The organism is Bradyrhizobium huanghuaihaiense, assembly GCF_007830635.1.
In the GTDB taxonomy this organism is placed as follows: Bacteria; Pseudomonadota; Alphaproteobacteria; order Rhizobiales; family Xanthobacteraceae; genus Bradyrhizobium; species Bradyrhizobium huanghuaihaiense.
On sequence record NZ_VLLA01000010.1, the window covers coordinates 246,714 to 272,222 of the forward strand.

29 protein-coding genes are annotated in these 25,509 nt (G+C 59.3%); 16 read left to right on the plus strand and 13 right to left on the minus strand.

Features of this window, described 5'->3' with window-relative positions; genetic code table 11:
* Positions 1-96 precede the first annotated feature (96 nt).
* The gene (locus IQ16_RS21720; protein ID WP_018642508.1) at positions 97-906 is read left to right on the plus strand and encodes a transglutaminase-like domain-containing protein; all 810 of its coding nucleotides are present in this window, start codon (positions 97-99) and stop codon (positions 904-906) included.
* A 222-nt stretch (positions 907-1,128) separates the two neighbouring features.
* On the opposite strand, the gene IQ16_RS21725 is transcribed toward IQ16_RS21720, so the two are convergent.
* Positions 1,129-1,806 (minus strand): Crp/Fnr family transcriptional regulator, encoded by a 678-nt coding sequence (locus IQ16_RS21725; protein WP_018642507.1) that lies wholly within the window; start codon positions 1,804-1,806, stop codon positions 1,129-1,131.
* Between the two features lie 485 nt (positions 1,807-2,291).
* Here IQ16_RS21725 and IQ16_RS21730 point away from each other — a divergent pair, with 485 nt between their 5' ends.
* The 4 genes from IQ16_RS21730 (at position 2,292) to IQ16_RS21745 (ending at position 5,965) form a co-directional block, all read left to right on the plus strand.
* Positions 2,292-2,663 carry a hypothetical protein gene (locus tag IQ16_RS21730; RefSeq protein WP_018642506.1) on the plus strand — a complete coding sequence of 124 codons (372 nt, stop codon included), beginning with the start codon at positions 2,292-2,294 and terminating at the stop codon, positions 2,661-2,663.
* 562 nt (positions 2,664-3,225) lie between these two features.
* The gene (locus tag IQ16_RS21735; protein ID WP_018642505.1) at positions 3,226-3,579 is read left to right on the plus strand and encodes a hypothetical protein; all 354 of its coding nucleotides are present in this window, start codon (positions 3,226-3,228) and stop codon (positions 3,577-3,579) included.
* 473 nt (positions 3,580-4,052) lie between these two features.
* Entirely contained in the window at positions 4,053-4,847 is a 795-nt protein-coding gene (locus tag IQ16_RS21740) for an alpha/beta fold hydrolase (RefSeq protein WP_026311910.1), read from the plus strand.
* A 26-nt stretch (positions 4,848-4,873) separates the two neighbouring features.
* Positions 4,874-5,965 (plus strand): PAS domain-containing sensor histidine kinase, encoded by a 1,092-nt coding sequence (locus IQ16_RS21745; RefSeq protein ID WP_041953572.1) that lies wholly within the window; start codon positions 4,874-4,876, stop codon positions 5,963-5,965.
* A 67-nt stretch (positions 5,966-6,032) separates the two neighbouring features.
* Here the strand turns inward: IQ16_RS21745 and IQ16_RS21750 are convergent, their stop codons facing one another.
* Both IQ16_RS21750 and IQ16_RS21755 read right to left on the minus strand, forming a co-directional pair.
* Positions 6,033-7,205 (minus strand): AI-2E family transporter, encoded by a 1,173-nt coding sequence (locus IQ16_RS21750; protein ID WP_018642502.1) that lies wholly within the window; start codon positions 7,203-7,205, stop codon positions 6,033-6,035.
* 175 nt (positions 7,206-7,380) lie between these two features.
* The gene (locus IQ16_RS21755) at positions 7,381-8,418 is read right to left on the minus strand and encodes an alpha/beta fold hydrolase (RefSeq protein WP_018642501.1); all 1,038 of its coding nucleotides are present in this window, start codon (positions 8,416-8,418) and stop codon (positions 7,381-7,383) included.
* A gap of 246 nt (positions 8,419-8,664) precedes the next feature.
* On the opposite strand from IQ16_RS21755, the gene IQ16_RS45740 reads away from it, so the two are divergent.
* Positions 8,665-8,832, plus strand: coding sequence for a hypothetical protein (locus IQ16_RS45740; protein ID WP_167520780.1), 168 nt, complete (start codon positions 8,665-8,667; stop codon positions 8,830-8,832).
* 362 nt (positions 8,833-9,194) lie between these two features.
* Positions 9,195-9,419, plus strand: coding sequence for a hypothetical protein (locus IQ16_RS21760; RefSeq protein WP_018642499.1), 225 nt, complete (start codon positions 9,195-9,197; stop codon positions 9,417-9,419).
* Positions 9,420-9,500: 81 nt separating this feature from the next.
* Here the strand turns inward: IQ16_RS21760 and IQ16_RS21765 are convergent, their stop codons facing one another.
* Together IQ16_RS21765 and IQ16_RS21770 are read right to left on the minus strand one after the other, a co-directional pair.
* Positions 9,501-10,706, minus strand: a complete 1,206-nt coding sequence (locus tag IQ16_RS21765) for an acyl-CoA desaturase (protein WP_018642498.1) — start codon at positions 10,704-10,706, stop codon at positions 9,501-9,503.
* A 298-nt stretch (positions 10,707-11,004) separates the two neighbouring features.
* Positions 11,005-11,256, minus strand: a complete 252-nt coding sequence (locus IQ16_RS21770) for a DUF6894 family protein (protein WP_020607844.1) — start codon at positions 11,254-11,256, stop codon at positions 11,005-11,007.
* 212 nt (positions 11,257-11,468) lie between these two features.
* Here IQ16_RS21770 and IQ16_RS21775 point away from each other — a divergent pair, with 212 nt between their 5' ends.
* From IQ16_RS21775 to IQ16_RS46615, 3 genes are all read left to right on the plus strand, one after another.
* Positions 11,469-12,209, plus strand: a complete 741-nt coding sequence (locus IQ16_RS21775; RefSeq protein ID WP_145831737.1) for a Crp/Fnr family transcriptional regulator — start codon at positions 11,469-11,471, stop codon at positions 12,207-12,209.
* Between the two features lie 447 nt (positions 12,210-12,656).
* Positions 12,657-12,995 carry a hypothetical protein gene (locus IQ16_RS21780; protein ID WP_018642495.1) on the plus strand — a complete coding sequence of 113 codons (339 nt, stop codon included), beginning with the start codon at positions 12,657-12,659 and terminating at the stop codon, positions 12,993-12,995.
* A gap of 85 nt (positions 12,996-13,080) precedes the next feature.
* Positions 13,081-13,224: a hypothetical protein gene (locus tag IQ16_RS46615; RefSeq protein ID WP_157785226.1), complete on the plus strand. Its 144-nt coding sequence runs from the start codon at positions 13,081-13,083 to the stop codon at positions 13,222-13,224.
* A 55-nt stretch (positions 13,225-13,279) separates the two neighbouring features.
* On the opposite strand, the gene IQ16_RS21790 is transcribed toward IQ16_RS46615, so the two are convergent.
* The 4 genes from IQ16_RS21790 to IQ16_RS21810 form a co-directional block, all read right to left on the minus strand.
* Positions 13,280-13,489 carry a hypothetical protein gene (locus tag IQ16_RS21790; RefSeq protein WP_018642493.1) on the minus strand — a complete coding sequence of 70 codons (210 nt, stop codon included), beginning with the start codon at positions 13,487-13,489 and terminating at the stop codon, positions 13,280-13,282.
* 504 nt (positions 13,490-13,993) lie between these two features.
* Complete coding sequence (locus IQ16_RS21800) at positions 13,994-14,332, minus strand: response regulator (protein WP_018642491.1); 339 nt, start codon at positions 14,330-14,332, stop codon at positions 13,994-13,996.
* Positions 14,333-14,650: 318 nt separating this feature from the next.
* Positions 14,651-15,811: a sensor histidine kinase gene (locus IQ16_RS21805; RefSeq protein ID WP_026311909.1), complete on the minus strand. Its 1,161-nt coding sequence runs from the start codon at positions 15,809-15,811 to the stop codon at positions 14,651-14,653.
* A 342-nt stretch (positions 15,812-16,153) separates the two neighbouring features.
* Positions 16,154-16,390 carry a DUF6894 family protein gene (locus IQ16_RS21810; RefSeq protein WP_018642489.1) on the minus strand — a complete coding sequence of 79 codons (237 nt, stop codon included), beginning with the start codon at positions 16,388-16,390 and terminating at the stop codon, positions 16,154-16,156.
* A 900-nt stretch (positions 16,391-17,290) separates the two neighbouring features.
* Between IQ16_RS21810 and IQ16_RS21820 the strand changes: the two genes are divergently transcribed.
* From IQ16_RS21820 to IQ16_RS47665, 5 genes are all read left to right on the plus strand, one after another.
* On the plus strand, positions 17,291-17,533 hold the full coding sequence (locus IQ16_RS21820) for a hypothetical protein (protein ID WP_244621056.1): 243 nt from the start codon (positions 17,291-17,293) through the stop codon (positions 17,531-17,533).
* Positions 17,534-17,782: 249 nt separating this feature from the next.
* Positions 17,783-18,154 carry a hypothetical protein gene (locus IQ16_RS21825; protein ID WP_145831738.1) on the plus strand — a complete coding sequence of 124 codons (372 nt, stop codon included), beginning with the start codon at positions 17,783-17,785 and terminating at the stop codon, positions 18,152-18,154.
* A gap of 196 nt (positions 18,155-18,350) precedes the next feature.
* Positions 18,351-18,524 (plus strand): hypothetical protein, encoded by a 174-nt coding sequence (locus tag IQ16_RS45225; protein ID WP_157785227.1) that lies wholly within the window; start codon positions 18,351-18,353, stop codon positions 18,522-18,524.
* A 166-nt stretch (positions 18,525-18,690) separates the two neighbouring features.
* Positions 18,691-18,861, plus strand: coding sequence for a hypothetical protein (locus IQ16_RS45230; protein ID WP_157785228.1), 171 nt, complete (start codon positions 18,691-18,693; stop codon positions 18,859-18,861).
* Positions 18,862-18,906: 45 nt separating this feature from the next.
* Positions 18,907-19,281 (plus strand): DUF2958 domain-containing protein, encoded by a 375-nt coding sequence (locus IQ16_RS47665; RefSeq protein ID WP_145831748.1) that lies wholly within the window; start codon positions 18,907-18,909, stop codon positions 19,279-19,281.
* Here the strand turns inward: IQ16_RS47665 and IQ16_RS21835 are convergent.
* The 4 genes from IQ16_RS21835 to IQ16_RS21855 form a co-directional block, all read right to left on the minus strand.
* On the minus strand, positions 19,266-19,712 hold the full coding sequence (locus tag IQ16_RS21835) for an AAA-type ATPase lid domain-containing protein (RefSeq protein ID WP_442869946.1): 447 nt from the start codon (positions 19,710-19,712) through the stop codon (positions 19,266-19,268). The genes IQ16_RS47665 and IQ16_RS21835 overlap by 16 nt on opposite strands.
* Positions 19,713-20,367: 655 nt before the next feature.
* A complete protein-coding gene (locus tag IQ16_RS21845; protein WP_018642482.1) occupies positions 20,368-20,880 on the minus strand; it encodes a Phasin protein in 513 nt (170 codons plus the stop codon).
* Positions 20,881-21,029: 149 nt separating this feature from the next.
* Complete coding sequence (locus tag IQ16_RS21850; protein WP_014493170.1) at positions 21,030-22,220, minus strand: extracellular catalytic domain type 1 short-chain-length polyhydroxyalkanoate depolymerase; 1,191 nt, start codon at positions 22,218-22,220, stop codon at positions 21,030-21,032.
* 3 nt (positions 22,221-22,223) lie between these two features.
* Positions 22,224-22,643 carry a CopG family transcriptional regulator gene (locus tag IQ16_RS21855; protein WP_014493169.1) on the minus strand — a complete coding sequence of 140 codons (420 nt, stop codon included), beginning with the start codon at positions 22,641-22,643 and terminating at the stop codon, positions 22,224-22,226.
* Between the two features lie 1,906 nt (positions 22,644-24,549).
* Here IQ16_RS21855 and IQ16_RS21870 point away from each other — a divergent pair.
* Positions 24,550-25,492 (plus strand): IS630 family transposase gene (locus IQ16_RS21870; protein WP_145831636.1). Its coding sequence is split into 2 segments (ribosomal slippage): positions 24,550-24,885 and positions 24,887-25,492, totalling 942 coding nucleotides; the frame shifts between segments, so codons are not numbered across the junction.
* Positions 25,493-25,509 lie beyond the last annotated feature (17 nt).

The following is a 25,509-nucleotide window of genomic DNA, read 5'->3' on the forward strand; positions in this document are numbered from 1 at the left end:
GCCAGCGCGTTGGAACTTCCGAACGCCGCGCTGTGTCGACAGGCATAATCGAGATCGAAGCAGCCGCGGCAATTTGTCGACTTTGGAGGACGCCGAGTGAAGATCCGGGTCGGCTATGAGATGATCTACGACTTTCCGCAGCCCACACCCATGATCATGGTCCTGGGCGTTCATTTCTCTCGGGCATCGGACGTCGTCGTGCCCGATTATCTGACTACCACGCCTTCGGTTGCGATCGTCCCCTATCGTGACGGCTTCGGCAACTGGTGCAGCCGCATCGTTGCTCCAGCCGGCCGAATGCGCCTGGCGGCTGACGGGATGGTTCGCGACACCGGCTTGCCGGACGTCGTTATGCCCTCGGCTACCCAACACGCGGTCGAGGACTTGCCGGCAGAGACAATCGTATATCTGCTCGGCAGCCGCTATTGCGAAACCGATCATCTGTCCGATGTCGCGTGGAAACTTTTCGGGAAGGTCTCGCCCGGATGGGCCCGTGTTCAGGCGATCTGTGATTTCGTTCACAATCACATTCAATTCGGCTACGAACACGCGCGCGCAACCAAGACGGCCCGGGACGTCTTCAACGAAGGCAAGGGCGTTTGCCGAGACTTCGCGCATCTGGCCATCACGTTCTGTCGCTGCATGAACATTCCCGCCAGATACTGCACCGGCTATCTCGGCGACATCGGCATGCCTCCCCCCTACGCCCCAGGAGACTTCGCGGGATGGTTCGAAGCCTACATCGGCGGACGTTGGTACACATTCGATCCACGCAACAACGTCCCCCGGATTGGACGTGTGCTGATCGCTCAAGGACGTGACGCGGCCGACGTGCCGATTACCCAGACGTTTGGCCCTAACACCTTGGTCAGCTTCAAGGTGTGGACCGACGAGATCCATTCGTGAGCACAGGATGAAGTGAGGCTGAGCCCTGAATCGCTTCAGGAGAAATGATCCCGGACTTGCGACTCGACTTGACCGTACGAAAGCGAGTTGAGCTTCTGCCGGAACGAATGTCGGTGTCGCAACTTGGTAAGGACGACCGGATGCAAACGCCCCCCACAGCATCCGAGGAAATGACGGCCTCATTGCGCCCCCACGCTCTGGGGCCGTCGCTTGGGAGCCTCTCTAGTCGCGCTCTCTGAGCACGGGCTTCTCGTGCAACACCGCACTCAACAACGAGTTGTGGACCTCGATGTGGCCATTATAGCTGATGAGCCCCAACCTTCGAAATTTGTTCATAAAATAGCTGACCCGCGATCGCGTGGTCCCGATCATCTCAGCCAGTGTCTCCTGATTGATGCTCGCACTGATCGGCTGCGGACTGCCTTCCTTGCCGAAATTCGCGAGCAGCAACAGCAGGCGAGCCAGCCTCCGTTCGCTGGAATTGAATAGCTGGTCGATCAGGTCCTCCTCGATCCGGCTGTTTCGGGTCAACAGATACGAAATGAACAGCTGGGAGAATTTCGGCTCTTCACGGATAGCCGACATCATCGCTTCTTTGGTTATCGACGTGATGACGCAATCTTCCATCGCCGTTGTCGTCGCGATCCGCAGAGGATGACCATTCATGCATCCCTCGCCGAAGAACTGACCGGGCTCGAGAATGGCGACGACTGCCTCCTTGCCCTGCTCCGAAACGACCGTCAGCTTGACCTTGCCGCTTTGAATGTAGAACACCGAGTCAGCAGCGTCGCCCTGCTGAAACACATGCTGGTTCTTGCGAAACGTCAGAATGGCTTTGCCGGCGCCCACCTTGCCGAGAAAATGTTGGGGATCGAACGTGTCCTTGGACGGCTTCGCCACGCGTGGACTCCTTTGAATCGACCAAACTTGTTCGCTTCGATCGGCTGCCAGGGAACGGCTTTCTTGACCAAGCGACGAACGGTTGCTCCTTGCCGGCCAGACCTTGCGGCAGCGGCCCTATTGGGCAGAATTTACTCCCTGATTGTTCGCAATTCTAGGGAAGAGCCACTTTCCAAAGGGCGCGGCTCATTGCGCGCCCATCAGCAGGCATTCTCGGGCGAAGCGACGGTCGCCCTGCGCGTGGCACGACTTTACGATTGAGCATGGAAGTATGCCGACCCGGCGGCACGACGCGCTGGTCAATATAGCTCACCATGGAGTTAGGCAGCGCCCGAACTCCTTGCGGGCCCTGCTTTGCACCCCCTCGCTATTCGACGCTTCCATACCCATATCCTGTGTGTCTGATCGGACCATTGGGCCAATTGAGTGCAACGCCCCGCGACAGGCTGCCGGCCTGAATAGGTCGCCGACAACAGGAGGATTCCATGCCACTTGCGCACTTTCGAATCGATGAAGGACCGCACACGATGGACGGGCTCCGACTCATTGCACGGGATGGGAACAAGCAGGTCGAGGCATTCATGAGCCGGAAGGTGATGGACGTCTGGGCAGAATCCGTCGAGCATCTTGGAGGACGTCAAAGTCTTTTCCGAGATCAATACAATGCGCTTGGCAGACTGAACCTCCCCGCACTTCAACGGATTGTGCGCGCGAAATACGAGCGAGGTGCCGCGTTCAACCGCCAACATCCCTTCGTGGAGGTCCTGTTCTCTGACATTTCCGAAAGTGGCGAGACCTTGGATCTAAGTGAACTGGTTCGAGAAGCATTACCCCCGGCATTTCATAGGCTGGCCTAACATCCTGAAGGCAGGCAGCGACCGAAGCGTACGCTTCCGGCTCGCCGGATTCAGCACATTTACTTGCGAGTGAGCAATATTGACCAGCAAGGCGACAAGCCAGGTTTCAATATGACTTGCGTAGCCCTCGGTGAGGGAAAGTCAGCGCGCCGCCTGGCCATGGTCATGCCGTCACTTCTGTGCAAGCGAACAGACAAACAAATCGGCTACAGCGTCTCGCAACTCGTTCAATTGCGCCATCAGATGCTCCGGTTTGCTCGGACGCTCCCGCCGGGACCTGACCGGAATCAGCGGCGGCAAATCGCATCTTCCTTGCGAAGCCTTGCCAGACGCAAGCGGTGAACCGGCTGTCCCTGATGACGAAGTCAAGCATTGCAAGGCAAGATAAAGTTGGGGGCCGCCGGCTCGTTGCCAGCCGTGCCAGGCGCGGTTCGACAAGCGGGCGATGCGCCTTACATCGGACGAGGAACGTACGGAGCGCAAGCGTCGACGGACAAGAGGCCCGAATCTCGCCCCGGGGGGCTCGACCGCTTCGACCGGCCGAGGAAAAGGAGTGGTTCAGATGATGGTGCCAGTGAAAACCGAGGAGTTACCTGCGGGCGTGTTCGTGCTGGAGATCGATGGCCAGCCGATCTTAGCGCTCATGGCTGCCACGCTTTTCCAGGCCAGAGAACTCGGCCAGGAGCAATGGCTCCTAGAGGACTTGAAGCGAATGACGCTCGGACACAGACCGCTTTGGGATGGGACGTCTCCGATTAGGGTGCGTCGCGCCGATCCAGCAGAAGAAGTGTATTACGTCGACGCGAAGACGGAGAGAGCTGCGGACGACTCGCCTTTGGTCTATCTGGTTCGGCGCGACGATGAAGCGGATGCAAGTGGAGCCGTCACTCGTGGCACATTTCCGCCCAGGAGATGATATCGAGATGGCGTGGGGTCTCGTCGGTCAAGCGACATTGGGCGCGCCATGACAATGGCTGAGACGTCATCAGTGTGAACAGCAGTCAACTACAGCATCCCAGATGCACCGCCTCGAGATCGAAGATGTGACTTTCGGACGTGGAGTGGATCGACAGTTCGCAGGACGCGCCTCGCGCGTCGCCAGTCGCGGGCTCTGATCTCGCCAGATCATTCTATTGAAGCGCGGCCAGCTTCCCGCTGGAACTGTCCCGGCGTTGGGGCCGTTCGAGATTGCATCAGATGGCTCGAGCGATATCCGGCAGCTGGTCATCTACACGGGTAGGAAATCATGATGTTCCTAATGGTTCTGATCTGGGCGACGCAGAACCGAGACGCTGCCCTGGAGCCAAAGCTCGACGAGTGCTCCTGGCCAGGGCCGCATTGCGCTTAGCAAAGATAGAAAACTGCACGATGATGCGTAAGGGAGGCTTTATGGCAAATGTAACCGAACGGAATAACGTTCACGTTCGTGGCGCGGGCGACCGGGCGATGGTCTTCGCCCACGGCTTCGGGTGCGATCAGAACATGTGGCGGTTCGTGGCTCCGGCGTTTGAAAGGGACTTCAGGACGGTTCTATTCGACCACGTCGGCGCCGGCGGATCCGATCTGTCGGCCTATGACTGGGCCAAGTATTCAACCTTATCCGGTTACGCCGACGACGTGGTCGAAATCGGCGCCGAGCTAGGTTTGAAGGATTGCGTCTTCGTCGGGCATTCCGTCAGCAGCATGATCGGCGTGCTGGCGGCGCGACAAGCGCCAGGCAGGTTCGGCAAGCTCGTGCTCATCGGCCCTTCAGCCCGCTACATCGACGACGAAGGATATGTTGGCGGGTTCAGTGCCGAGCAGATCGGTGAATTGCTCGCGCTTCTCGAATCCAACCACATGGGTTGGTCAACACAGATTGCGCCGATGATCATGGGCAATCCCGACCGCCCGGAACTCGGTCAGGAGCTCACGAACAGCTTCTGCCGCACGGACCCCGATATTGCCAAAGCGTTCGCCCGTGTGACTTTCACCTCCGACAACCGCAAGGATCTCGCGGAAGTTTCCGTTCCAGTCCTCGTCCTCCAATGCAAGGAGGACATCATCGCCTCCCAGGAGGTCGGCGATTTCGTTGCCCGTAGTATCCCCGGCGGTCGAATGATCGTCCTGAACGCGACCGGGCATTGCCCGAACCTCAGTGCGCCCGACGAGGTCATCGCGGCGATTCGAGCCTTCGTCTCGTGAGCGTCTCCGGTCCAGACTTCGAGGACATGGTCAACAACGCCCCGTGCGGGTACGTCACCCTGCACCCGAACGGCCGCATTGAGCATGTCAACCCGACCTTGCTGGCGTGGAGCGGGCACCCGGCAGACCAGATGGTCGGCAAGCGTTTCACCGATTTCCTGACCATGCCAGGCCGCATCTACTACGAAACTCATATCGCGCCGCTGCTGCGGATGCAGGGCTTCTTCAACGAATTCGCTATCGACATGGTGACCGCTGCCGGTGAGCCGCTCCACATGATCGCCAACGCGAACGAGCGCCGCGATGCGGATGGAAAGCTGCTGCTGATCCGTCTTGCGTTGATCAAGGCGACCGACCGACGGCGCTACGAACAGGAGCTCCTCGCCGGCCGAGAATTGGCCATTGCTGCCGAAAGGGCGACCCAAGAAGTGCTGCTGCTCGAGCACGAAACCTCCGAACTGCGGGAACAGTTCATCGCCGTACTTGGTCACGATCTTCGCAATCCTCTCGCCTCCATCAGCGCTGGCGCGAGACTTCTCGGCCGTACCGTGCAGAATGAGAAGGAGCAGCAGATCGTCGCCATGATGCAGACGACGGTCATGCGCATGGCCTCGATGATCGACAACGTCCTCGACTTTGCACGCGGTCGTCTGGGCGGCGGCATTACCCTGGAATACGATGCGAAAGGACCGCTGGAGCCCGTCCTTGCCCAGGTGATCGACGAACTGAGGCTGGCTTCGCCCGGTCGCGTCATCGAATTCGAGTTTGCCGTCGACGGGCCGGTAAACTGCGATCGCATCCGCATCGGCCAGCTCCTTTCCAACCTGCTCGGCAACGCCGTGACGCATGGCACGGCCAACAAGCCCATCACCGTTCACGCCGAGACGCGAAATGGATTGTTCGAGCTCTGGGTCGCCAATGCCGGTGAGGCTATTCCGCAAACGGTGATGGACAAGCTGTTCGAACCGTTCTTCCGCGGCAAGGCCCGTGCGAGCAAGCAAGGGCTTGGACTTGGGCTGTACATCGCCTCGCAGATCGCAAAGGCGCATGGGGGCGCATTGACCGTCGCATCGACACCCGCGGAGACCCGCTTTAGTTTCTCAATGCCGCTGGCGTAACATGCATGCTGCAATGGCCGCCTTTCGACGGCGCGGTCCTCAATCTTCTCCCGAGAGCGACACCGGACTAGCCTTCGAGGACGTGGCCCAAAGCTCTTAGCGGACGCACGCGATCGCTGACGATCTTGAGGATGGCCAGCATCGGAACAGCCAGGATCGCGCCAGGCACGCCCCACATCCAGAACCAGAACACCAGCGACAGGATGACCAGCACCGGGTTCAGCGTGAAGCGTCGGGCAAGCAACATGGGCGTCAGGGTTTCGCCTTCGGCGAGGTGGATGCAGAAGTAGAGGGCCGGCGGCAGCAAGGCCCACCACAAGCTGTCGAAGCTCAACATTCCGGCCAGCAGGAAGATGACGGTGCCTAACAGTGGGCCCAGAATTGGAACGTAGTTGAGCAGGAAGGCCGCGGCTCCCCACAACAGCGGGTCTCCAAGCCCGCAGAAATACATCGCAACCGCCGTTGCAATTCCCACTGCAGCATTCATGGCGGTGATTGTAAGCAGATAGGCAGATATGTCCGCTTCGATCTGCTGGGAGATGTCCACCGCCTGCCTCTTGTCGCGAAAACTTGGGAGGACCTCGACGATACGTCGCAGAAAAACGTCGCCTGCGACCAGGAGAAAGTAGAGCACCAGAACCGTGGTAAAAAGGCCGTCGATGACAGCCCGCGTTCCAGCGAAGAGCGCGCCGGTCAGGCCGAGATCGCTGCGGACCGAAACGATGGCTCCTTTCTTCTCGGGAGCGTCGGCGACGTGCTCGGCCTGCTGGATGACTTTCTGCAGCGCTTCGATCGGGCGCTTTAGAACGACCAAGTGAGTTTCGAGGCGAGGCAGGCCCTCCGGCAATTTCTCCGCCCAGGTCGCGGCAGGTAGCGACAAGGCTGCCACAAACCCCACGAGCGCTCCCACCACCACCAGGATCGCCAAGAGCGCTCCGATGGCACGGGGGAGACCTATACGCTCGAGCAGATGCACGACGGGGTGCAGAATGAGCTGCAGCACGAAGGCGAGCACCACGGGCAATATGATCGAGCTTGCCACATGCATGGCTGCCAGCACGGCCAGTGTTAGCAGACTACCGAGAAAGAACGTCTGCGGGCTGGACGGCAGCGGCATTTCGATATCGTCGGCCGCCTGCGGTGGCGAGGCAGCCGGTTCCGGTACGCCGACATTCTGCCCCGGGGACCAGGGGGGCTCATGCGGCAACTTTGACAGCGAGACCACGACGCTTTTCTCCATCCCGATCAAGGGGCCTGCCCCAACCCGCTGAGTCAGCTTCGCACCGGTCGGAAGGGCGCGATGCGGCTGCAGGAGCCTTTAGCCGGATAAGCAGTCGGTCCGGCTGGACGGTTCGGCCGCGGCGGGCCTCTTCGCCAACTGAAGAATGAGAACACGTGGCCCCGCCGGAGCGTTCCTAGGCGCTCGCGAACCGGTGCGGTGCATTCCCGCCAATGTCGGTCGCAGCAGCGGCTTCATCGATGGCCGCCATCAACCGAGCCGTGGCAGACTGTTGGATCATGTGCCCTGCCCCAGCGACGCGGTGCAGCTTGCTGTGAGTGATTTCGCCGTGAAGTCTGACCGATTGCTTGTTGATATCGATGAGGCGATCCTCATCGCCGGCGATGATGATGGTGGGCATCTTGAGTTGGTCGTAGCTCTTCGACGACTCGAATGCAGCGGGGATCATCAACGTTGCCTCCGCCGCGCTGGCACGCATCTGTGACGGTCGCAACGCCAACTCCTTGGGGAAGCCGACGAACTTGTCAGGGACTGGCCGCGGACCGAACATTTTTCGCAACATGGAAGGCCACAAAAGGCGGCTGACGATCGGCGAGATCGTGTGACTGAGCGCATCGCCCATCCCGCGCATCGAAGACATCGAAGATGCCGCCGCATCAGCACGGACGGTTGGAAAATAGTAGCCTGATGCGAGCACCAAAGCTTCGACAAATGACGGATGTCTTGTTGCCAGCGCAAGAGCGACCGCCGCACCCCATGAATGTCCAAGCACGATCGCCCGCTGAACGCTCAGCCGATCAAGCGCCTTTCTGAACAGATCGGCCTGGGCTTCCGGGGTCCATATCACGTTCCGCGGCCGCGAGCTGTGTCCGAATCCGGGGCGATCGAATACGATCACCCGAAACCGGTTGGCCGCCAGGTCGATCAAGCCGCTGGATTCAAAATCCTGGATCATGCTGCCGTTGCCGTGCAGGAGCACAAGCGGACGGCCGTTGCCGCGTTCCACGTAGTGCAGTCGGACGCCATCGATCTCCAAGAACTGCCCGCGAGGCGGGTTATCGCGCTCCGCTTTCTTGGCGACTCGCCCATTTACGATCGCCATGGCCCCGAGGAGGGAAGCTGCCCCTGCAAAGGCCGCAAGCGCAGGATGTCGCCGCAAGGGAGTGGTGTAGTCAGACTGGAGCGAGGGCGAGCGTGTTCGCGGGAGTTCCATGTGCAGTACCTCTGGTGGTCTGCACGATGCCTCAGGGAGATTGAGAGATGTTGCAGGCTATCGTTAACCGTCGGTGCCAAGTCTTCGTTCCAAACGTACCTTGAAGCGCATCGTTGTCGCTGTCGCCGGTTCAAGTCACTCCAATTGATCGGCCCAGCGCGCTGGGGGCAAGAAATGATCGCGTGGAACATGTCGACGTTGGTCTTGTTCAACCTTGTTACTCTTGCCAAGAAAGCGACTGGATAAATGGCAAACAACAACAGAAGCCCGGATGAGAAGCAGCCCGGCGAAAATCCGGAAGGTAAGTATCACTACAATCCGGGAAATATGGCGGGCAAAAAGCCCGGTGACGCGGAGCAGACTGACGAAAATCGAACGCTCCCGTCTCCGCGCAAAGAGAAGCCCGCCGAATAGGTCCGACAACGCCCGCGACTTTGCCTCTTCGAAGAGCCGCGGAAAGAACCTGAGGACCAACTGAGACACCCTTCCGAGAATCGACTCATCGCAAGACGCGCGTCCCACGATGAGCCATCCCGGGTGGATGGCGCGAGCTGAGGGGTCAGTTATCGCGCCACAGACCAATACGACAACCTCAGGACGGGAGAGTCGTTCCTGTCAGAGCCTGGCGGGGCAAAGCTTGTGCCCTCTGTCTGCTGTCTGCACTCTGAGACGCAACTCGGCTGCCAGCCCCTGATGCCGGCATAAGTGTTCTTTTGCGGCATGCCGTCGGTGTCAGGGAGCCGCTTGCCACGCTTCTGCGATTCATGGGAGTTCCGATGAAAAAACCAGTTCACTCAGTTGACGAGCCCGAGCCGAAAACGCCACGTGCCGACAGACCGCCAGCGGACGGATTTGTGGTCATTGTCGACGGGCACTTCAAGTCGAGGTTTGACACAGCGGAAGCTGCGGAATCCTCGGGCCGCACACTTAAATCGACTTACCCGAAGCTCAAGATCGAAATTTACGACGCCGTGACAAAGGTGCGAACCTTCTTGGGCTGAGAAGTCAACGCTCCGGCGGTCCTCATCAGGAGCGAAACGGCCTCTGTGAGGAAAGAGCTCGCGTGCCGGATTTTTGCCAGTTCACATTGGTCTTACATGCGGTGGCCCGCGCACAATCCTACGTTTTCGTTCAAGATCCGGATCTTTGACGGCCACGAGAGGCGGAACGGCCAGGTAGGAAGCGACCGATGCGAACAGGAGTTCGTGAGCGCGATCGACGATATCATCCAAGAAAGTCGTCTTCGCGAACATCACGCGGGCCTCCGCCAGCAATTGGCCGCGAGTCGGCATGTTGGGCAGATGCATCTCCACGCGAGGATACCCCTTCAAAACAACGTCCCTCGGGAACAAGTCGGTCTGATGGACTGATGATCTGATCGCCAGTGCGATGCCCTCGGGATTGAAACGACGAACAAGTTGCTCGGCTGTCCGCCTGATGACACGAGATCCCAAGCGTTGCTCGTTGCGGAGAACCTGCTCCGGCGGCGTCTTCAAGTTCCAGACGATGCCGAGCCGGGATAAGGCCACCAGAATATAATAGGTTACGTCGATCTCCCACCAACGAAAGCCTTGCTTGGCGCTGCTTTGGTAGGCGTGATGATTGTTGTGCCACCCCTCGCCCATCGTAAACAGAGCCAGAAGCCAGTTGTTGCGGGAGTTATCGCCCGTAACATATCTCTTTTGGCCGTGAACATGTGCAAGGGAGTTGATGCAGAACGTTGCATGATACAGGAGCACTGTGCTCCAGAAGAATCCGACCACGAGTCCCGACCACCCGGCAATGAGGAAGCAAAGACCTGCCGTCACGATCGCAGGCAAAAGCTCCAGTTTATGAAGCCACATCAACTCGGGGTAGGACGCAAAGTCCGAAACCTTCGTCAAGTCGGTCGCATCATGCTGGCGATGGAAAATCCAGCTGACGTGGCTGTAAACGAAGCCCTTTTGGCTTGGCGAATGCACGTCTTTCTCCGTATCGGAGTAAAGATGGTGATGTCGATGTTTCGCAGCCCACCAAAGTACGCTTTTTTGGGAACTGCTTTGGGCGAGGAACGCAAGAGCGAACTGGAACGTTCGGCTCGTTGAGTAGGCTCGATGCGAGAAGTACCGGTGATACCCAGCAGTGATCGCGAACATGCGTAACCAATATAAGACGATGCACATCGCAACCGCTGGCCACGAGACGCCCGACCATGTCGCCATGAGGCAACCGGCGTGGATCAGCAGAAACGGGAGGACCTGCGGGTAGATGATGTCGTGTTCCTGATTCGTATGACTATGGGTAGACACTCTGACGACCTCGGCGGTTTGGCGTGGGGGCCCGTCCCGTTAGGACGGCTCGCGCGCTGTGGCGGCATTTTCTTTGGGCACGAAAACAACCGCGCGGCAGGAAAACGTGTCGCGGCTTGCGAAGCCATAGGTCCTGCCGGTACGTCCGTGGTCAAAGCAGCATCTGCAAAGTGGCGGTGGCGAGGAAGGGCCCGCACTTCCGCTTGCAATTCCGATCAGTTGGTCGGACCGTTCGCCGCACATGAGACCATGTCAAAGGCACATCGAGCGGACCGGCCAACTGGTAGCCCCCGGCCGGTCAAGTAGACACATCGTCCGTCGCGGACAGAGCCAACGTAAAATAGGTGCGGCCCGCCTCGGGCGAGGGATAGCCATTGACGAGAAGCTTCCAGGACTTGATTTCCCATATGTCGCCCGGCTTCGACTCTCGAAGGACTTCACCCGCCAGCTTTACGGCCTCTTCCTTTGCAGCATTTAGGTCGGCAAGCTCGGTGCCGTGGTGATCGAGACCAGCCTTGCCGTCCATAATGTGAAAATGATAGCGCGGCATGGGACGCTCCTTCATTTTGGCGGGGAGCGCGTGGCATCTCTCAGTCTCCGGATCGCCTGATGGTCACGGGAGATAGGCGACAATACTCGCCATCCCACTCCGTTCCTAGAAGAACCGCTGCTCACGGAGCCCGGCTTAAATCGTCAAAAAGGAACAGACTCAGGGACAGCAACGATGCTAATTTGTGGAACTGAATTCGAAGGCTCTTTCAAGTGTCTGCGGCCAATGTAAGGAATACTCACCCGCTGATCCGCAAGCTGGAAACTGTCTTCCCGCTTTCTGACGAAGAGCGGAAGGCGATACTGGCGCTCCCGATCGATCAGAGGGTGATCGAGGCCCATCAGGACATCGTACGCGAGGGGGATCGCCCGAGCCGATCTTTCGTCATTGCCGATGGCGTGGCTTGCGCCTTCAGAATGACAGGCGAGGGCAAGCGCCAGATCCTCGCATTTCACATCACGGGCGACATGCCGGACCTTCAGAGCCTGCACTTGCAGACGCTGGACATCAGCATCGGAACGATCACGGCTTGCAAGGTCGGCTTCATTCAGCACGAGGATCTGCAGCGCCTGTGCGAACGCCAAGCCCGCGTCGCGGCGGCCCTCTGGCGTGAAACACTTATCTATGCGGCGATGTTCCGCGAATGGATCACCAATATCGGACGTCGGCAGGCGCTAGGCCGGGCAGCGCATTTTATGTGCGAATATATCGTCCGTGCGCGAGCCATGGGCCTTGTGGAAGATTACTCATGCGAACTGCCGATCACGCAGGAAGAGCTTTCCGATGCCATGGGCCTTTCGATTGTTCACGTCAACCGCGTGCTCCAGGAGCTGCGCAAGCTGGGTTTGATCAACCTCGAAAGCCGGCACTTGACGGTGCTTGATTGGACCCGGCTCCAGGAAGTCGGAGACTTCGACGCGGGATACCTCCACTTACCGAAGACGGCCACGTAGCGTTACGCCCCTTCGTCAAACGGCGGCGCGGACGGATGAACTGAGGGCCGCCCATGAACCTCTTCGACCATCTGCCATCCCAGAGACAGCTCTAGGGCAGGTTGGAATTCTGCACTCATTGAAGAATGCGGCAGCCGGAGAGTCATCGTTCGTCTCATCTGCGCCACCGATTAGCTGACAGCCGGACGCCCGAGGGAACAAAGGGGTGAGGAGGCGGCTTGAGTTGGGCGGCAGAACCAGGAGACTGGGAGCCGCGAAGAAAAGCCGTTCGGTGTAACGCCCGAGCGGCTTTTGTTTGATGGCGCATCTCTTGTGAAGTCGCTTGGCTGCCGCAATCGAGAAAGCCGATCCCAACCACGACCTGGGAACACTTCGCCCCCAGCCGGTTTAGTTCCGAGCAGCATTTTGCGATGCGGTTCTTTAACACTCACGCGAATCGGATTTGGCATGGCCTCCGTCACAGTAGGGCTGAACAGATACTTCACATTGATCGAGCGTTCAGTGCCCACGAAAGTCGGGACTTTCATTCGCTGGCTGCGGGAGCCATCCAAACTCTGGATCCGGATCATCGTTGCGGGGGGACTCATTCTCGGGGGCATCTTCAGCTTCTTGCCCCTCTTCGGCCTCTGGATGCTCCCCCTTGGACTTCTTCTCATCGCGCAGGACATGCCGATCCTGCAAAAACCTCTCCTCGCCATGTTGCGTTGGATCGAGATGAAATGGAAGCGGCTCAGGCGACGTTTCAGAACGAGGCCGCGGCCAATTGTGGCGAAGCAACCGGAATGACGCGACCGCTCGCCCGCGGCGGCGGGGCATTCTCCGTATTTGGAACGTTGTGGTTAAGCCGGGCTTGGTCCGGCAGGAGGTCACCATGACCAAGACATCAGACCACGGCATCATGCGCGTACGCGGAGAAGATCAGCCGGCAGACAAGGAGCGGGCGCAACTGGCTCAAAAGATTGAGCTCGGCCACACACCGCCCGTGATCAAGGAAGAGGCGAACGACCGGGACTGAACGCAATGATCGTGAGCCGGCGCGCGGGGCCTGCCAGCAGGATCCGCGCGCAACATCATGCTGCTTTCTGATGCTGCTCGAACGCAGCGATGGCCCGATTCGAAAGCATCAGGGTGCGGCTCTCTCCCTTGAGAATTTGCGTTTTGATACTTTGAAGTAGGATCTCGGCCGCCTGCTGAGGATCGGCGATCCCACCTGAGCGGTCCAGGAAGTCCCAGGCTATCTGAAGCGAGTTTTCAATGAGAACTGGAAGTGGCTCGGTCATGCGGGAGGAACGCCCCGGACGACCTCCCGTTCCTTCATTCTGGAGCCGGTAATCCCGGTGTGGACAGCCATTCGCTGATTTGGGCCCCGGTCTCCGCCTGCCGAGCTTTGCGGATTGTTTGGTCCCGCTCGATACCTGGCGGAAGCGACTTTGCCTTTTGACGAAGGGCTCGCCCATGCTCGGCAAGGCGTTCTTCAAAGGAGGTGGTTTGCTTCAGACGGCGTCGCTGCATAGCGTGCTCCTTTTCCCAGGGAAGAAGGCGGGAGCGCGACAGCGTTCTCATCACCGACAGATGCCGAGGGCCGCGCGGTGACAGATAAAGCGTATCAGTTCGCCGTCCGACACGCTGGTCAGTATTGATCAGGCCGTGAAGGCGACAGGGACACCGTCACCCTGCAAGAATGCGCGACTCCAGCACCAAACCCGAAAGCCTTTGGTCGTCGGATCATTGAAGACAAAGACCGCCCGTACCCCGTCGCAATGGGCTAGAAATGCTCTTCACGCTCAGGCCGCAAGCTCTCGAAGCGTTGAGATGATGGCCTCTGACGGGTACGGCTTGCTGAAGAATCTCGTCCCCTTGGGCAGATCGGAATCCTTGACGAGATGCCCCGAGACGATCAGCAGCTTGATCGGTGGCCATCTTTCGCGGACCGCTACGGCGAGCCGAACGCCATCCATCGAACCCGGCATCCTGACGTCTGTGAAGACAACGCAGACATCCTTTCGGGCCTCAAGTATCCTGATGGCTTCATCCGCGTTGCCGGCGAGAATCGGATGCAGTCCCGCGTCCTCGACGATGTCGCTTGCCATCAAGAGGAGCATCGGTTCGTCCTCGACGATCAAGACGCAACTGCCGCGAGGAGAGCTTTGCTCTGGCATATCAGCCCTTTCTAATGCAGGAGACGCCACCCGGTCGGGACATCCGCAGTCACGGCTTTAAGCGATGGCAGCAGCCGACGTTCCGAATGGCCGATTGTTTCTGAGCAATCTTTGCATCGACAATGCGGCTGACGGTTTCCGAGGGTTCACCATGAGGCGCCGCCACTTCCGCCGAATGAGCGTGGAAGTCGCCCCGTCGGCAATGTGCGTCTGGCGACCCTGCCTGCCCATCGCCGCAGGGTGAGCGCATCGACGCCGCCCCTTCCACTCAGAGCATGACCGTCACCTGCGAGGCAGTCGGATCGAAAAGCACGTGCCTGTTTCTTCGTTGGATGCCACAGAGATCTCGCCGCCATGGGCTTCGACGATCAATTTTGCGATGTAGAGGCCGAGGCCGAGGTGGGTACTGTGCTCCGGCGGACTTCCGTCATCGTGGCCTCGCGTCCAGGATTGGAAGATTGATTTTTGCGCTTCAAGCGGGATTGAGGAGCCGAGATTGTGCACGTTGATGGTCACAGCATCGGGATCGTTACCTGCGACGGTCACTGTGATGGGCGTCGCTACGTCGCCATAATGGACCGCGTTGCCCATCAGATTGGACAGCACCTGTCCCAGGCGGGCGCGGTCGCAGGAAACCAACGGATCGCCCTTCGTCGCGACCTGAAGTTTTCGATCTGCGTTGACGGCGCGAAACTCATCTGCGATTTCCTGGCACAGAGCCGCAACGTCGTTCTCGGTCTTTGTAACGGGGATTTGAGTGCCGAAGGACGAGCGTGTGAGATCGAGCAGATCGTTCAGAATTCGCGTCGCCCGCCCTGCGGCCAGCTTGATCTCCGAAACAACCTTGGCCTGCTTCGCGTCGGTTGTCCCCGATCGCTCCATCCACTGAGCGCCCATTGAAACGGCGCCGAGAGGATTGCGCAGGTCGTGGCCGAGGACGCCCAGAAACAGGTTGCGCGAGTCATTTATCGTCTTGGTATAGTGGGCCACCGACTCCGTCACGGCCTGATCGATCGCTTCATTGAACCGCGTCAAGTCCTCAATATCGGTGTCCGCAAGGCTTCGATGATGAGCAACCCACTGCTTGACGACGCTTGCGCGAAGCGCCCGATATTCCGAGATCATCTGGTCGATGTTAAAGCCGTCGGCCAGACGCAGAGCGGCATGGAGCTCAGCCGCGCTTTGAGAAAAGGGGCTGTCTTTCGGGCCGTCGCCTCGCGATTTATCAAATCGCTCCCGCGGGGTTTGTGCGGTTTCGAGGTCGTCCGCCACAAACCTAAGAAGATCGAAGATATGATCTTCCAGAGCCAACTTCGTCATTCGATCGCTGGCCGGTGACAGAGTTCGAGCGAACTCCGTCCATTCTTTCACGATCGGAGCCTGGTTCCGTCGAATGAAGTCAGCCAGGCGTTCGTACTTTGGCCGCTCAGTGGAATTGCTCAAAGCCGCCCCCAAGTACTCAAAGCCGCCCCCAAGTAGATGACGCGAGCCCTAGATCGAGCAGGCACAAGCCCGCTGCTCGCGAATGCCGTGCCCTTCCGAAGCGCCGAGCCTAGAGTATAGCCACTGGCTCCCGAGCTGTCACAACTGGCTCCGCCAGCGGGGAGAACCGCGCGACTTTGCGGCCGGAACCTGCGGTACAACGGTCGTTTTGCACTTGCCCTGCAGGACGCGGGGATATCGGAAAGCGATCGTTCCACTCACGTCGCGGGCAGGACCCGGCGCACCTCTGCGTCTGTAGCCGATGCAAGCTAGCACCACCATATTGGCCTATGGGAACCGGCTTCAATGCTTGGTGCTCGAATTCCGATAGACTATCGAAACGCAGAACAGCTGTTCGGTGCTGGAGCGCACTTCCACCGCCAAATCCGGCCGCTTGCTTGGGAAGACGGATTCCTTGGCGATTCCAGTCAAGGTTTGCATTGCTTTGACTTCGGCGGCTTTCAGATTGGGAAGGGGTAGACCTTCCTGGTCTGCAAAGAAATCGCGACCACTTTGGATGTCAAAGAAATACCGATTCATCGAGCGCTCCGGAAAATGATCACATATTAGCCCCAGTCGGATTGCTGAAAGACTCGGACATTGATGCGGCCTGTCGTTCTGTCACACGATCAGCCTCAACTGTTCGATCTGTCCCGCCGGACGTTGCGAAATTCTTCGGGGCCTTTCATTAACCTGCCCTTCCGGCTTGCCCTGTCTTCAGATGTCGCATTCGCATCACCCAGCCTGTCAATTGCGTCAGAGGCCAGCTCCTTTGCGCGGATCCGAGGGCTCTCACGATTCGAATCCGGAGCTTCGCGCATAGGCCGATCACGCAGCCCTTTGAGCGCCGTCTTCACCAGCAGTTGTATCGCTTCTGACCGGTTGGGCCTCTGCTTCTGGCTGAGCGCCCATGCATCAACCTGGTCGAGAAGCTCGCGCGTCAGCCGAACCGTCCGGCCTTGCTCAGCTGTCGCCGCTGGTGACTTCTGGAGAACTGCTTTTGACCTGGACATCTCTGACATCATTTGATTGGAGGGTGATAACGGCGATGCCGCTGCATGTGAGCCGGAGCCAGTCATCTCCTGCGAGGGCGGGGCATCTGGCCAATTTTTCTGTCCGTGTCGAGCTAATGAACCCGGCCGCTTAGGGTTCCGGTGGATCCCTGCCACGACCACCTGCTCATCGCACAGCTCCTTGCGTCGTTCTCAAACACGGCGAGAGAGCGACGGAGTGCGGTCGCCTTCCGGACCATTGCGACGGCACACCGCACCGATCGATATCATCTCTGCCCGAAAGAGCGTGCGCCTCCCGAGCTGCAATAGCTACAACTTTCTCGGCCTCGCAAGGAGCGGACAGACCTCGATTTTTTGCTCGGGAACCCCGATTTCACTGGCTGTTCCCTGCTACGAAGCGCAGCGTCGTCCGAACGAGGAGCTGGCCTTGAACGGAAGCGCGTTCAGCAGCGAAAGCGGATTTGCAGAAGGGCGCCGTATGACGGACGTCACCAAGGAAGGCCTGGATGGTGCCGCCGCGCGGCATCTCTCGGCTGGCTTCAACTTCCGAGCCTTTACGCCGCACAAGGTCGCGTACGATCTTATCCGTTGGGATGAGGAGTTCAGACACGCCAATTACTCTCACCTCGTCGTAGCCGTGACGCTCTGGCAAAGCAGTTCGTCTGACTAGCGCAAAGCCAAGAAGGCTCGTCGCGCGGAACGTCATTTACACGGTCAATCTGAAGATATAAGGTTTGGCTAGAGGTTGGCAGATGCTCACCTTGAAGCTGCCCAGGAAGCAGCGACTTCCGAAGTCGCCGCGCGTCGTCGTAGTAGCAGCTCACGTGCCATCGGAAGGCGCAATCATAAAACTGGATTTTACCAACGTGCGTCAGCAGCGCCGGTGCACGTCCTCATGCGCTCACGAAAGGCAACCATCATGAAGCTTCCTGCAATATTACAAGGCGAGGCGCGGACCCGCTTCCTTCAAGGAATTGCTTTCGGCGCGGTGGCGACCATGGCGATTGGATTTGCCTGGGGCGGTTGGATCACCGGGGAGTCCGCCAGGGTCATGCGGGTCTCGGCGGAGACCAGTGGCCGGATGTCCGTTCTGGTACCGCTGTGTGTCGCTCAGTTTACAGCCGCGGACGGCGCTCTCGCGAAGTTCAAGGCGACCGGCCCTTATTCCAGAGAAAACGTCGTCAGCGAATTCGTGAAGAGTGTGGCGTCCACGAGCATGGACTACTCATTCGCCAAGGCTTGCGCCACCGGCATCGAGACGGAGATTGCCAAGACGGCGGCCAAGACCTGATTCCCATTCGGGAGGACAACAGATAGGGCCAGCCGCCCTCGATCGGGCGATCATCTTTGACCACACCATGCGGGATGGATTCGGCATTCTGGCGGGAAGCTGTTGGACGATTGGCACCTTGTTCAAATTGCGGCCGGCGCCATAAGCCGCAGTAAAGTCACTAGTGAGGCCCAAGATGTGGGGTAAAGATAGATCAATGTCGCTTTGGACGCCCGAGAAGCTGGAGGAAAAAGCCAAGGCAGACGCTGAGAACGACAACTACAATCCACCACATTCATGGTGGCCTGGCCGATACAGCGTTGGTACCGAAGCCCGCGACAAGTACGACAGAGCTTTTAATCTTCATCACAGCGCCAAGGACGAGCGCTAGGCTGTCCCAATTCGCTTCGTGCGAGATGGTCAAATTTGCTCAGATTCGGTACCGCCATAGGTGTTAACAAAAACCTGTCACCGCGAGGCCCTAGGCATTTATCGGTGATGAGAACGTCATCAGTCGGTCTCGCCTGCCTGCTCGTCCAATAAACCGGGAGACGGTGATGCAAAATGGGGCCGGACCTCTTTCAGAGGCTGAACTGACGATCGTGGAGCGTTATAAGCTCGACGCGCTTGAGGACATGGACGTTCCCGAGATCCTCGATTTTCTTGAAGAAATCGAGGACGAGATCAGACGACGGGGTGCCCCCGAGGGAGCGACCGATCGAGAGTAGCAAAAACAATGACTTACCGGACCGACCAATTTGCCCTTTGTACCAATGAATTGTGCGACATATCCAATCGTCGATTTACCCAAACGCTCTGACTGGGAGCGGCTTGATGTTCAACGTCGATCTCCGCACGGTGGCAGACCGCGTCCAACTCTTGGTGAACGCAAATCAACGGCGGTGACCCACGTACCAGTGGCGAAATTTTTCGCACGGGACGCACAAGCCACGTGGCTCATCACTGAAGTCGATCCAGACGAGCCCGATCGCCTCTTCGGATTGTGCGACCTCGGTCAGGGGTGCCCGGAACTCGGCTACGTCTTATCTTATTCGATCTGTCGCCTGAGGCAGTTCGTGGGGATCTCAGGGAGTGCGTTTCCTGGTCCGGCGCCGCGTCTGTCCCGCGGCCTTCAAGCTGGCGGGTAACGTCGGCGGCACGTCATCCCGGCGTCCGTACTCGAACACAATCCCCGGCGGAGACTCGAACCTTCCTTGATGCCGTCGACGTTCACCCCAAGACGCTTGATCTTGTCGTACAAGGTCTGCTTGGGGAGGCCGAGCAGCGCAGCTGTTGTCTGGACGTCGCCCTGCTTGCGGCGCAATGCATCCTCGATGATCAATCGTTCGATGTTCTCGAGCTGGCGAGGCAACGAGACGTCCGCGCCGCCAAGGCCGGATTTGTTGATCGTCTTGCCGTCGAGCACACCCAACACGAAACGGTCGGCGGCATTGCGAAGCTCGCGCACATTTCCCGGCCATGCATAAGCCAGCAGAACAGACGTCGTCTGCTCGTCAAGGATGGGCGCGTCGCGCTCGAACCGCCTGGCAGCTTCGGAGAACCATGGCGGCGATCTGATCCTGGTTCAGGGCCACAGTTCGCCCGGCATCTATGCGCGCGCCTTTCTCGAGGGGCGGCTCAGCGAGAAAACACACCGGCGGAGTTATCCGGAATATCGGACGGCCGCCGCGATGCGTCGCCGACGCCATTGACACGTTCGTCGCCATGTCGGGAAGGTTTTTCAGAGGCTGCGAGAGCGCCGACGCGATCAGATGTAGGCGTGCACCGCCTGCTAAGTATTGGCAAAAACCCGCAGGCGCCGTCTTGCACCAGCTTCCGCCGATCTTCCGAACAAACCTGATTCCGAACCCGCGTCCCGGAGATGGCAGGGTCCTCAACTCGCGCCAGCAGCCTCGGTCCGCTAACTCTTGGGGTACAGCGCAGAAATCGCGGGTTGCCAGGGAAGCAAATCGAGCCCGACATCCTTGGCGTGTTCCAATTTGATGGGCCCATCTGAAGCGCGGCGTCGCAAGGCAAGGCACTTGCCCCTGACTGCGGTTTGATGGCCCCTCACGCAGAAACTGCGGTCAAGACAAAGATCGGCACCAAAATGGCCGGCGCTGATTCCGCTCCCTCGTTGTGAGTCGCGCTCCCTAGCCGAAAGCAGCAACCGTGACCCGCGTGCTTGATCCGCGTTTGCGTCCATCCTTTGCCGCAGCGGGTAAGGCTTGCAGTTATCGTCCCGGCAGAGCCGTGACTTCTCGGGGCGGCTTGATCCGCAAGAACGGATATGCCGCCAGTTCTTTCGAATGCCGCGCGAACATATCGACCCGTCTGCTCGTAAACTCCGTAATGACGCCGAAAAATTCAGTTGGTGACCTGATCGTCGCAAGTCTCAGGCTGAATTCAAAAGCGAATTGCGCGTTGGCCCCGGCTATCTCAAGAAGCTTCGCTTGATACGCCTGCATGTTTGCTGTCGGTAGAGCAAAGCCTTTCGTTGGATCGCTATCCGTCATTCTCTGGCTGCGGTCACCTACTAAGGCATCCGCCTCAGGCTCAATGATGGGAACCTGGTGTTTAGGATCATCATGAAGCTCAGGAGGCGGTTCGACCGAGTCTGCCGCAGCAGAGTGAAGTGAATTGTCTTTCGGGCTTCTAACAATGGCCTGCTTGTTCCGTTGGGCCCGCGCGGCCATTTTCGGGTTGCGGGCGCGCTTTGCCGCTGTCGCCGCTTTGCGTTTGCTCATCTGACGCTCCAAGAAAATGGGGGTGCGACCACAACGGTCATTTCCGAAAGGACAACAGGCTCTGTGACGTGGCGTTCCAAGCCCGTGCACTGTTGGTCGAATGAACTAAGATAAATCGCACGTTCTCTGAGCCGCCCCGAGAAGCCAGACTACCCACCGAGCGAATGCTCGAGGAAGAAGCGCAGCATTTCCCTCGTGGCATCCGGCCCTTGCGGGTCAGTGTAGGACCCGGCGGGGCTGCCGCCTGACCATGCGTGTCCGGCGCCATCGATGTTCCAGTGTTCGGAAGTCGCCCGACCGGCCCCGTCGATCAGGACGGTGCGAGTATAGGCATGGCCGTGGGGTACGCGTCCGCGCAGCACCCTCATCGTCGGCCTCGTTGCCCTGGCGGCCTGCTCGATAATCTGATCGCCATTCTTTGGATGCACCGTTGTGTCGCGATCGCCATGGAAAACGATGGTCGGCACAGAAGTTTTGCCGTCCGCAATTGCCTTGGAGCCGCCTCCCTGCCGCATGGCGACGAACGCGGAGGGAAGGTCGCTGGCGGCCCCACACGCCAGGCCTGAATGAATGCCGACGGCCGCGTATAGGTCGCTATACGTGGCGCCCATGATGGCAGCGGCGGCCCCACCGGCAGAGAGACCCGCGACGTATACGCGCTTCGGATCGATCGGATGGTCGCGCATGATCTGGCGGGTAATGCCGGCGATCATCGAAGGCTCGCCCTCACCGCGGCGCTGGTCACCGGTGCGAAACCAGTTCCAGCACTTCGACTGGTTGGCTCCGCTCGGCTGCTCAGGATAGGCCACGAAGCAATTCTGCTCTTCCGCCAGGAAGTTCATCCGGGTGCCGGCCGCGAAATCGTCGGGCGACTGGGTGCAGCCATGAAGCATGACGATCAGGGGAAGCCGTTGTCCCTGGCAGCGGCTCGGGATGAACAGCTTGTAGGTCCGGCTTCCCGCGGCGTTACTGAAGGTACCGGCGATAAACCGTGTGCCCTCGGGCACGATGTCCGATGGCGACAGAGGAGCGCGCGTAATCGGACTTCGCAGGCCAAGCCCGGAAAAATCCCGCATTCCGTCGAGCGGTAAGGAGCGTCTGCGTCCCTGACCAGAGCGGGCCGACGAGGCCTGCGGAGCTTCTCGCTCCTCGACGACGTCGGCCATGGCGTCGATGGTAAGCGGATCGAGCCGCGAGAGCGGAGCCTGAGAGGCGCTGCGCGACTCCGGTCTTGGAGCGCGATCGCCCTGGAGCATGCGCTGCAGCAGCGCGGTGGCTTCGACCAGTTGGCCGGCACGCGTGAGGCGGGTTGCTTCGCGGACTATGTCTTGATTCAGCATCGTTCACCTCGTTCTGTCGGCGAGAGCGGCCTTGACCGCGGGAGTGGCGTGTAGGGCCCCCAGCACCGAAACCGACGCGATCGTGGCGCGCGCCAACTCGGGAGTGACGTCCTGGGCGATGGTGGCTAAGCCCAAAACATTGATCTGCAGCATTTCGCCGGCGCGCCGCGCCGCTTCGAGATCCTCGCGTGTGTAGTTGCGCAGCCCGAGGTCCAAGTTCTTCCGGGCCGTGGATTGTCTGACGACCTCTACGTGTCGCTCGAGCTGGTTCCGGATTGCTGTCCGGATGAAATCGGTCCTGTTCGAATAGAACCCTTCCTGCACCATGAGATCGACATGACCGAGGTCGACATAGCCAAGGTTGATCGTGATCTTCTCGGTGTCGGGGGCCTTGGGTCGCAGCTCGTGTGCATTTCCGGCCATAGTGAAACATCCCTGCACCATCCGTCTGGATGGTGTGTGGATGTATCTAGATGCTCCCGGGCGCCTTTCAAGGGGTGGAGCCATCCAATAAACCAGGAGCTCGCGCAGGCGGACCGTCTCGTGGAGCGTCAGACAAATTCTGGCGAAACTCGCCTCCCCTGTCTTCGCAAGCCCGATGGCCCAGTTCGTTTAAAAAAACAGAAACAGGTTCGTCGTGCTCCCACGTCGCGGGCAAACCAAAATAGAAAGCACCCTTAACCTTCTGAGTGACATGCTCAATGTCGCTCACCTTCCGCTTCCCGTGTCGCCGGATGGCCGGCTGCCCGCGTTCGCTGAAGTGACCGGCTTTGATGCTGCATCAGCGTGGGCCCCGCCTTACGCCAGGGCAACAAGCGTTTCTCGGCGAGCTCGCTGTCCGCTTCGCAGTGGTCAGTGGCCGGCTCAGCTACAGCACAACTTCACAACAACGAGCCCCGCGAGATTGAAGTTCTCGAGAGCGCCGCTTTCACCGATTTCCTCGACAAGTCCGAACCGCTCTGGGCCGACCTGTACGGTTGGAGAACCAACTAGGCGTCATTCCGGAGCCAAGGGCGGCAAACTCAGGATCACGGCCTCGCCATCGATCACAAACCTCTTTTGCCGGTTCCTCAGCGCGGCCTCAGCAGGCCATCCAGAGTGCGGATGGTGACCATCTCACCGCAAAAGCAGCGGGCGTTCCCGTCCGGCCGTTGAGTCGGCAACGGCAGAGCCAGCCTGTGCATGCAGTTCTTCCAGGCGGTCCAGTCGCGCTAGCTGCGCCAAGCCTCGTAATCGATCTCGGACCGCGTTGCCAGCCACCTCTGCCATGCCGCCTCGAAGCCGGCGCGGACCTTGTCGAACGTCTCGTTAATGCCGCCGCGGTGCTTCCTGGGCTCGATCCCTGGAAGCCGCCACCGTGGCTCACGTAGGCAGAGCCGCCCTAGGACGTGCGGCGCGAGTAGGGGGATAGCAACCAAGTATGGCTTTGGCTGTTCACATGCATGGAAGCGCATCTTCTGCAGGTCACTACTGACGATGGCGAGTGCCGGTTTTGGTTAGCAGCCGGTACGGAAGAAGAGGCCGTTCAGCTCGTCTTGGATGCCATCCCGGAGGGATGGACCGCCAAACTAATCGATCGCGGGGGCACCGCCCTGGAGCAAGCTGCAGCGCTCGGCCTGACTGTTGGACTCGCGCCAGGAGAAGCCCGCGAGGTAAGCAGAGGAGTCGGGCTTAGCTGATACGCAGGCGTTTCTCCGCCGCCGCGATCTGCGAGCGGGGAAACCGGCCAGATGAACTTTGAAGCTTTAGCCCACAAGGAGCGTCAGATGAGCGAACGACGTGAGCTATATCGTAGTACCAACGGCGACGCTTGGTTTCTGGGACGCGAGCCGGCCAATGGACATGCTTTCATCATTCATCAGCCAAATGCGCCTTCTGGCGGCCGACTGACACACATTGAACTCGGCGATTTCTTGCGAAGTGAGCCGAAAGGACCCGAGCACCAGGCCCTTCTGCGCCTGATAGGTACGCTAGTGAACGTGCCACCGTACGCTTAGGGCGTACCAGCAGCGTTAGAGCGGCCTAGCACTCACATATACGGGCTGTTCTCCGAGACCATAAGCAGAGACGGATCGGATATCGGCACACCTTGCAGGTCAATCGAGGCGTTTGAAAGGATCTGCGTGCAGATACGTGCCATCAAAGTAATTGACGCCAAAGCGCCGATCACCAATCCAACGCTCTCTCCGCATTCGAATCTTCCTGAGCAGAGTTCGTGGCGGCCAACGCAAGCATTGACTAGAGCATGTTGTTTTTGACTGGAATCGGGGTTCCCAGAGGGGGCGATTTCTGATTCAAACTCCATGCTGGGTGGGGGAGGCCAGCATGGATGACGCGTCCCTATTCGGAAGACATCCGTGAACGCGCCTTGGCTCGCGCTGACGCGGGCGAGACGGTTCGTTCGATCGCAGAGGCGCTACAGATCAGCCCCTCCTGCGTGACGAAGTGGAAGAACCTAAGGCGTGATACCGGAGGCCTGGCGCCCGGCCAGATCGGCGGCCACAAGAAGCGGGTTCTGTCGGATGCCAACGCCGACTGGCTGCGCAAACGCATTCGCTCGGGGCCATTCACCTTGCGCAAGCTGACGCAGGAGCTGGCTGCACGGGGGATCAAGACAGACGTGCGGGCGGTGTGGACTTTTGTTCACGCCGAGGGGCTCAGCTTCAAAAAAAACGCTTCTACCAGCCGAGCAGGATCGCCCAGACGTCGCACGTAAGCGGACCCGCTGGAAAGCGCATCAAGGCAGGATCGATGTCGCACGGTTGGTTTTTATCGACGAGACGTGGATCAAGACCAATATGGCGCCGCTACGCGGCTGGGGGCCTTGTGGACAGCGCCTCCAAGCATCTGCACCTTTCGGCCATTGGAAGACCATGACCTTCATCGCGGCGCTGCGTCACGATCGGATCAGTGCGCCTTGGGTGATTGATGGCCCTATCAATGGTGAACTCTTCACGCTGTACGTCGAGAAGGTGTTGGCACCCACCCTCGCACCGGGCGAGATCGTCGTTCTCGACAATCTTGGCAGCCACAAGGGCAAAGCGGCTCGCCAAGCTATCCGGGCCAGAGGCGCCCACCGTATCTTCCTGCCGCCCTACAGCCCTGACCTCAACCCGATCGAGCAAGTCTTCGCCAAACTCAAACACCTCATGCGAGCCGCAGAGCCTCGTGACGTGGAGGCAACCTGGCGGAAGGTTGGTGAACTCCTCGATCTCTTCTCCGAGGCGGAGTGCACCAACTACTTCAAAAACTCAGGCTATGTTTCCGTGTAAATACATCATGCTCTAGC